Source organism: Klebsiella scottii (assembly GCF_036561945.1).
Lineage (GTDB): Bacteria > Pseudomonadota > Gammaproteobacteria > Enterobacterales > Enterobacteriaceae > Klebsiella > Klebsiella scottii.
Map to the genome: position 1 here is coordinate 530,626 of NZ_JARXNI010000020.1, position 9,215 is coordinate 539,840.

The following is a 9,215-nucleotide window of genomic DNA, read 5'->3' on the forward strand; positions in this document are numbered from 1 at the left end:
TTCAAGAGGATACCAGTGAGTAATCCATCTCAAAAAAAATCAGCAATCTATGAGATGCTGACTTCTATATGGCGCAACAGGAATCTTATATATCAAATGACCCGCCGTGATATTAGTGGGCGATATAAAGGTTCGGTTATGGGATTGTTCTGGTCATTTATTAACCCAATCTTTATGCTTGCAGTCTATACCATTGTTTTTTCAGTGGTATTTAAAGCTAAATGGGGGGCCGGTGCAGTAAATGAACCCAAAACGCAGTTTGCGGTTATTCTTTTTGTAGGCATGATTACCCATGGCTTTTTTGCCGAAACGCTGATGCGCGCCCCGGGACTCATTATTCAGCATGCAAATTACGTGAAGAAGGTTGTTTTTCCTCTCGAAATTTTACCTGTTGTCACCTTACTCTCCGTACTTTTCCATAGTTTTATCAGTTTTTGTGTTTTGCTAATCGCATTTATTACCTTTAATGGCTTCCTGCATTGGACGGTGATTTTCGCACCTTTCGTCTTCCTTCCCTTAGTCATCCTGACCTTAGGCCTCGCCTGGCTGTTGTCATCGCTGGGGGTCTACATCAGGGATATTGGGCAATCTATTGGGATTATTATGACCGTAGTGATGTTTCTCTCCCCGGTTTTTTACCCATTATCAGCGCTGCCCAAGGCTTTTCAGCATATTGTATTGCTGAATCCGCTGACATTTATTATTGAACAGGCCCGAACGGTGATCATCTGGGGTGGGGTGCCTGATTTTGTTGGCCTGGCAGTTTATACACTGGTATCAGTTATTATCATGTTACTGAGCTATATCTGGTTCCAGAAAACGCGTAAGGGTTTTGCTGATGTCATCTAACGATTATGCAATTGAAGTGGATAATATTAGTAAATGCTATCAAGTCTATGATAATCCACTACGCCGCTTAAAAGACTTCATTGTTCCCAAAATCGATCAACGACTTGGACGCGTCGCGCGTGTATACCATGACGAATTCTGGGCGCTGCAGGACATCTCGTTTAAATTACCACGTGGTCAGACTATTGGTGTGGTCGGTAAAAATGGCTCAGGTAAATCGACGCTACTGCAAATTCTGGCCGGCACTTTAACTCCAACTTCTGGAGAGGTTCGTGTTAACGGACGAATTGCTGCATTACTTGAGCTAGGCGCTGGTTTTAATAATGATTTTAGCGGCCGTGAAAACGTATATCTGAATGCTTCATTACTTGGTTTGACTAAATCTGAAGTGGATAATCGTCTGGATGATATCCTCGCATTTGCAGATATCGGCCACTTTATTGATTCTCCGGTCCGCTCATACTCAAGCGGAATGCTGGTAAGACTGGCATTCGCCGTACAGGCACAAATTAACCCTGAGATATTAATTGTTGATGAAGCATTGGCCGTGGGCGATGCAAAATTTCAGGCCAAGTGCTTTGCTCGTCTGAAGCAGCTAAAAGCGAACGGCACATCGATTTTGTTTGTCTCACATGCGACAGAACAAATCGTTACCCACTGTGATCGTGCGATCTTACTTAATGATGGTGAATTAGTTCTCGAAGACTCCCCTCGAATTGTCGTCAACCATTATCTCGATCTACTGTTTGGTAAATCCCCGAAAGAGAGCGCCGAGCGTGCATCGGTTTCTGCCTCAATCGAACAGGCGGCAAAAGGCGAGCAAGAACGCCTCGATCGCGAAATGGAAGTGGAAGAACAAAGTCAGACAGTAAAAGAGTCGGCATGGCAATACGGCGAGGACGGCTTTATACAGCGCGCGAACTATAACAATGCCGAGTATCGCTGGGGCGATCGTGGCGCCGAGATAGTTGACTACCATTTAGTACAAGGTAGTGAAGAATACCCGACGATCTGTAAGCACGGGCAACTGTTACGTTTTAAGTTCAGAATTAAATTCACGCAGCTGGTGGTTCGGCCAATCTTTGGCTTTGCGATAAAAACCAAAGAAGGTATTACTATTTATAATACCAATACTGAATATAAGGATGTGAATTTCGCTGATGAAACCAAATCAAACGATGAGTATATTGTCTCAGTTGAAATTCCTGGAGTCCTCAGCCAAGGGGACTATTTTATTTCTGTCGGTATTGCCAGCAGCGATGGTGTAGGCAATATTATACCTCATGACCGTCGTTATGATTCAATTCATTTGGCGGTAGAACCGACGCCTGACTTCATTGGATTAGTTGATCTTGGCGTGAAAATGAATTGTACGCCGATGTAGTTCGGTTGATAAATAATTTGGAAAGTACAACCAGATATGTCAGGTGAGTATATCTGCGTTAAATATTGCATAGGTTGAATATATGTTTCATCTCGAAGAAAGTGGGTATAAGTTTCTCGAACAATATGGCATCTGGTCTAAGATTGATTATCAGGATATCTCTTACAGCGATGGCGACTACGAAGAACAACGATTAGCAAAAATAATCGCCTCTGCGCATGATTTATCAATCTTCTCTTCTGAGTTACGTAATCAGTGTGTCGACTGGCAAACGCTTTATCACCTGAGCTCACAACGCGGCAATATCTTACGTCCGTTCCAGGATAAGCTAAAAGGCAGGGTGCTGGAAATCGGTGCCGGCTGCGGTGCGATTACCCGTTTTCTCGGAGAAAATGGTGGTCAGATCCTGGCGCTTGAAGGAAGCCAGCGTAGGGCGTCCATTGCCTCAAGCCGCACGCGGGATCTGGACAATATTACCGTTCTGGCCGAACGATTTGATGACTTCCAGACTGAAGAGAAATTCGATGCGATTACCCTTATCGGTGTGCTCGAATATGCCAGTATGTTTAGCTCAGCTGAACATGCGGCTGCTGCAATGCTGGAAAAAATTAGGGGGTTCCTGAAACCCGATGGCTATCTTTTCATCGCGATTGAGAACCAGCTAGGCCTGAAGTATTTTGCCGGCACGCCGGAAGATCACCTTGATAAAGTCATGTACGGTATTGAAGGCCGCTACAAATTAGGTGAACCAGAAACCTTCGGCAAGGTTACAATTGAGCGCTTACTTAACAGCAGTGGCTATCAAACCGTAGAGTTTCTTGCGCCGTATCCTGACTACAAAATGCCGTCATCGATCGTCACTGAACGTGGTTGCAAGGTACGGGAGTTTGACGCCGGGGCGTTTGCATGGCAGACGGTTTCTGCGGACCCGCAGTTACCCCATGAGCTGAATTTCTCGTTGACGGATGCCTGGCCGGTTATTTTCAAAAACGGTCTGGGAATGGATCTGGCAAACTCATTTCTGATTGCTGCGACGGAATCTGACGTACCTGGACTCGATGCGAATATTCTGGCTTATCACTACAGTACTCAAAGAAAACGCGCCTATGCTAAGGAGACGATTTTTTCTTTAGATAATGGCGCTGTCAGCATTTGCTATGAAAAATTTGCCAATATCGTTGAGAGTGAACACGAAGGCTACAGCTGTGAGCTGATTAAAAATCCTGCTTATTACTGTGGTACGCCATTAAGTCTTAAGTTTGTCACGCTCTTTACGTCCAGTGGTTGGACCGTTGATGCAGCGGTGAATTTGGTCACAGAATATCTGGGGTATCTGCAATCATTCCTGACCGAGGATGGTGTTGCAGGACCGATTAATCAGACTATCCCTGGGAAATTCATCGATGCAGTGCCTCAAAATATAATTCTTGATGCTGAAGGCCACGCAAATTTATTTGATTGCGAATGGTGCGCTCCGCAACCTATTGAAACCGGTCATCTGCTATTTAGGGCTCTTATCCTACTGATGCAGCAAAGTTCACGCATAATGCAGCCTGCTCAGCAGCCGGAACTGACTCGTAAAGCGTTCATTCTTTACGTCATGCGTGAAAGCGGATTTATGGTTGATGAAGCCGATCTCGAGCGTTTTAATGCTAAAGAGGTTGCTTTCCAGCAGCAGGTTACCGGTTTAGATCGGTCATTCCTGGGTAACTGGCGCCCTGATGAACTCCTTGCAGGTGGAGAGTCGGCAAATCATTCTGAAGTGCGCCTGTACTTTAAAGCAGGTGAGGCAAGCTTTACACAACAGCACAGCCTGTCATTTAAAACGCAAATGGATCGCCCGCTGCGTCATACGTTCAGCGTTGCAGGGAAACCTAATGGACCCGTCTATCTGCGTTTAGATCCATCAGAAACTAGCGGTTGGATCTTGCTAAATAACCTGACGGTTAAAAATCAGCAAGGCAAAGTTCTGTGGTCTTCAGATGATACTTCTGGCGATTATATCAATCTGTCGCGGGTCGGGGCGCTGAATAATGGTGTGTTGTATTATTCGAGCTCTAACGATCCGCAAATTATTGTGCCAGTAGCCTTCACTGACGGTGCTTTAACGGTCGATGCTGATATGGAACTGGTGAGCGCGAGCACTGTGGCAAAAGCAATGGCAGAAAATACGCTACAGTCAGATCGCTTCCGCGAGTTGGCCTGGACTCATCAGCAGCTGGAGGCATCACAACAGCAGCTGGAAGTATCACAGCAGCAGCTGCAGGCCGAAATGCTTGAGTTAAAATCAAAACTAGAATCGCAGAATATTCAACTGGCCAACTATGCTGGTCATATTCAGGTACTTAATAATACGATTACAGAGTACCGTCAGTCGACAAGCTGGAAAGTGTCTCAGCCTTTAAGGTCCTTAGGTAGCTTAAATCTAAAAATTAAAAAAGCGAATAAGCTGGCTACCAGTCTTATTCAAAAGCATGGCCTTAAGTCTGTTGCTCAGAAAGGGATATTTTATATTCGTAAAGAGGGTGTTTCCGGGGTTATTGCTCGCCTGAGACAGCAGCGCAGCCTCAGTATTTTACAGGAGACGATGAATGCTACTCACTCTTCTTCTCCGGTCGCTTCCATTTGCTTCGACAGGGAAGAGGGATATAGCCTCAAATCATCTCATTCCGGCTATTGCTATGTTACTCCCGCACGACCGGTAGATTTGGCGGAAAAGATTGCCAGCATTGAAAGCAAACCTTTCTTTTCAATAGTTATTCCTGTTTATAACACGCCACTGGATTTGCTTGACGGCTTGCTGGAATCTATCACTTCGCAATGGTATCCGCACTGGGAATTGATTCTGGCAGATGATTGCAGTCCAGATCCGGAGCTACAGCTGGCATTGAGTAAAATCTCGCATCCGCAGATCAGGGTGATCCATGCTAAATCCAATCTCAGAATTTCCGGGGCAACTAACCTCGGGATTGGTGCGGCGAAAGGTGATTTTATTATTTTTGCCGATCATGACGATGAGTTAACCGTTGACTGCTTGTATGAAATGGCATTGTGCATCGAGCAGCAGCAGCCTGATTTTATTTACAGTGATGAAGATAAGCTAACCGAGCAAGGTAACTATACGCAGCCCCATTATAAACCTGACTGGTCTCCGGATACGATGATGAGTACGATGTTTACGTGCCATGCTTCCTGCGTGCGTCGTAGTCTGCTTGATAAAACGGGCCTGCTGCGCTCTGAATTCGATGGCTGTCAGGATTGGGATTTTGTATTACGTGTTGCTGAACACACCACGCGCATTAGCCATATTGATAAAGTCCTGTACCACTGGCGTATTATTCCGGCTTCCGTTGCTTCTGATATTGCAGCGAAACCTTATGTACTTGAAGCTTCGCGTCAGGTGCGTATCGATGCATTAAAACGTCGTGGGCTGCAGGGTACAGTTGAGCCGGTGGCTCAGATGCCGGGGTATTTCCGCGTCAATTATCATGTAACCGGTACGCCGCTAATTTCTATCATCATTCCGACGCGAGATAATGTTGATGTCTTAAGCCGCTGTATTGATTCGATCCTTGAAAAAACGCAATACGCGAATTATGAAGTCATTATTGTTGATAATGGGTCAGTAGCAGAATCGACACTGGGATACTTTGCCAGAGTCGTTGCTGATAAACGTGTAAAGGTTATCCACCATGATATTCCGTTCAACTTTTCTGAACTTAATAATGTGGGCGTAGCGGCAGCACAAGGGGAGCTCCTGCTTTTCCTGAACGATGATACCGAAGTGCTGATGGAGGACTGGCTGGAACGTATGGCGGGCTACGCCCAGCTGCCGCATATCGGTGCCGTTGGTGCAAAATTACTCTATCCAGGAACTCAGCAAATTCAACATGCCGGGGTATTAAACCTGCAGTGTGGTCCGGTGCACGCATTCTTGCGTCATGATAGCAACAGCCCAGGCTACTTTATGCGTAATTTGCTTGAGTATAACTGGCTGGCAGTTACAGGTGCATGCCTGATGATCGAACGTGAGAAGTATCAGAAAATCGGTGGCTTTGACGAGTCATTCCCTGTGGCCTACAACGATGTCGATTTGTGTTTTAAATCGGTAGAGCATGGTTTCTACAACGTTGTATGTCAGGCGGTCAGCTTGCATCATTATGAATCGATTAGCCGTGGTTTGGATCAGGTGGACCCAGTAAAACAAGAGCGTCTTTATAGCGAGTTGCGTCGTTTATACGAAAAGCATCCAAATTATTATCAATATGATCCTTTCTACAACGTTAATTTGGCACCGAATGGAATTAACTTTGATCTGACGGCCTGAGTCATTTTTTGATTTTATATTTGGAGTAAGAAGATGGACGAAATTTCTATGGAACAGTTTGTATGTGAACCAGAACTGGCCAAAAAAATTGATATGGCCGAGGTTGTTTCATTCGATTTTTTTGATACTTTATATCTAAGACCTCTTTCTGACCCGGAAGATGCATTCACTCTTTTGGGGGAAAAACTCAATATTGAGAACTTCAGGGCTAAACGTCAACAGGCGCAGGCGGAAGCTTTCAGAGTGATGGTTCAGGAAGGGCGTAAAGAGATCACTCTCGATAACATATATAGCTGTTTCCCGGATAAGCAATACGCTAAAGAAACGTTGATGCAGGCGGAATATGATCTGGAAATGCAGCTGATTGAGCCTAATTATGAGCTGTTTCCGCTTTTCCAACAGTTAATCGCCTGCGGAAAGAGGGTGATAATTGTTTCCGATATGTATTTCACCGGGCAGTTCTTTGAACAGGCGCTGGCAAAACAGCAAATCGAAAACATCACTGTTTTTTCGTCAGCGGATGCCAACGCAACGAAGCGTGATAGCGGTGAGCTTTTCACTATTGTCAGTACTCAACTCGGTGTCGCACCGGGCAAGATTCTGCATATTGGCGATAGTGAAACAGGCGACGTGAAGCGCCCTGCGGAGAAAGGTCTGCTGAGTTACCATTATGTGGCGAGCCGTTTTCGCGATAAAAAGAAAAATGTTAGCGTAAGCACCTCTATTGCTGAGGGTTTACTACGTATGGAGGCCCGTGAGATTGAATACGGTTCTTATGAAGAGCTAGGGTTCTTAACCGGAGGACCCGCCAGCCTTGGTTTTCTTGAATGGATAAAATCTAAATCTCGTGATGATGGTATTGATCATATTCTATTTTTCGCTCGTGATGGTTATGTATTAACCAATATTGCGAATCAGCATATGAAAGATCGTTTACCGCCGTTCGGCTATTTCTACGGTTCGCGTACAACATTCACTTTGGCGGCAATGACTGACGCCAATTTTAGCGCTTATATACCGTTTCTGATTTCGGGCAGTGATGGCCTTTGTGCCTGTGAAGTGCTTGAAAGAATTGGGGTTAAGGTTCCGGCGCCTGATATTATGAATAAATTCGGTTTAGGTGCCCAGGTAGCGATTACTCCAGCGTTACATGAAAAGCTGGTTGCTTTCCTGTACGCCTGGCGTTGGGAGATATTAAAAGTTTGCCAGCGCAATCGTCGCGCGCTATTCCAGTATCTGAGGCAGTCTGGTATTCAAAGCGGTCAGAAAATTGCTGTGGTTGATGTCGGTTGGAGTGGAACAACCCAGGAAGCTTTTATTAATGCAATAAGCTCATTTATGAAGGTTGACGTTCATGGGTACTATTTCTGTCTTGCCGATACCCCAGAGCGTTTGCATCGTCAGAATAGCATGAATATGTCGGCTCTTTTTGATAGCTCAAATAGTAGTCCAGAGCTTGTGTCGAAGATTTATGCCGCAAGGGTTGCCGTTGAGTTTTTCTTTTCAGCGCCGCATCACTCTATCATCGGGTTGGTGCCGGGAAATCCTGTTGTTGCAGTCGAAGATGCGGGCCGCGGCGTGGATGAGAATCTCTGTGATTCTGTACAAGCGCTTTGTTATGGCAGTGAACGTTTCGCCCGCTTGTACTATCAGATTCAGGAACGCCTTGGATTGTCACTGAGCCCACAGATGCTGGCAATGCCGATGATTGAACTAGCCCGTACGGATAATTGGGACCAGTATTCACTGATTACTTGCCTAAGAAACTTTGATGCATGGGGGAGCTCAAAAAACAAACAGCTGGTTGCGACAGATTATTTATAATTTTATTGCACAAAATATTATTTGCAAATCTACATGTCCAACCTACCTTATATGCAATAAAAAAGGCCCTGCGGGGCCTTTTTTATTTAATTAATCAATAATGTCTTAGGCATGCTATCATTATTCAATGAGCAGTCGCCTCAGATTTAGTAATGTATAAATCACTAAAGATATGTTAAAGACGTACAGCACACTTTCCCCTGATGCATAAGCCGTGGGTCAAAGATCGATCGCGATCGCCACAATACTCCTCAGCATAATGATAATACCGGCGCTGTAACTTCCCTCGCATCTTCTGTTTCAATAGACCCTACTCACTATCTGGTGACAAAATAATGGTGTAGAGGTGTTGGATTGCGCAAGAGTCAAGATTTATACCAACATAAAATAAAGTGCATTATGCTATATTTTTCATCAGGCAACGTATACCAGGTAACGTATACCTTGGCTCGGAGGATTTGTTCATGTCTGTATAGTATACGGCCTCTGAACTCAGAATCGATATCTTCTGTCCATAATTAGGTGTCAGGTATAAGTGGCTGAATCGAAAAGCAGACAAGTGAATTCGCCGGTGTCGGGATAATGCATCATTCATAACACTATAATTAATATGCGAGTGTCGCCCTTCGGATGTGTTCAGGTTAGGTTTTCTCGAGATATATTCAATAACTGTGTTTAATCGAAGTTTAATATATTGCCTGTAGATAAATCCGGGTCTTTTAATAACAAGAAGGGGACCGCCAATGCAATAAAAGGTGAAGTCCTGATTTTGCTGCAAAGGCAAAAAACAAAATCAGGGCTAATCGTATTTAGATTGCGCCTGGACGCAAT

The 9,215-nt window shown here is 44.8% G+C and carries 4 protein-coding genes; all 4 read left to right on the top strand.

From position 1 onward, the window contains the following. The first annotated feature begins 15 nt into the window (after positions 1 to 15). The 4 genes from QFI97_RS10195 (at position 16) to QFI97_RS10210 (ending at position 8,384) form a co-directional block, all read left to right on the top strand. Positions 16 to 849: an ABC transporter permease gene (locus QFI97_RS10195; protein ID WP_290018156.1), complete on the top strand. Its 834-nt coding sequence runs from the start codon at positions 16 to 18 to the stop codon at positions 847 to 849. Beyond that, positions 839 to 2,233, top strand: a complete 1,395-nt coding sequence (locus QFI97_RS10200; RefSeq protein ID WP_326010363.1) for an ABC transporter ATP-binding protein — start codon at positions 839 to 841, stop codon at positions 2,231 to 2,233. The genes QFI97_RS10195 and QFI97_RS10200 overlap by 11 nt, the downstream gene beginning before the upstream one ends. A gap of 82 nt (positions 2,234 to 2,315) precedes the next feature. Then, positions 2,316 to 6,560 (top strand): glycosyltransferase, encoded by a 4,245-nt coding sequence (locus tag QFI97_RS10205; protein ID WP_346431071.1) that lies wholly within the window; start codon positions 2,316 to 2,318, stop codon positions 6,558 to 6,560. A 33-nt stretch (positions 6,561 to 6,593) separates the two neighbouring features. Then, positions 6,594 to 8,384, top strand: coding sequence for an HAD family hydrolase (locus QFI97_RS10210; protein WP_346431072.1), 1,791 nt, complete (start codon positions 6,594 to 6,596; stop codon positions 8,382 to 8,384). Positions 8,385 to 9,215 lie beyond the last annotated feature (831 nt).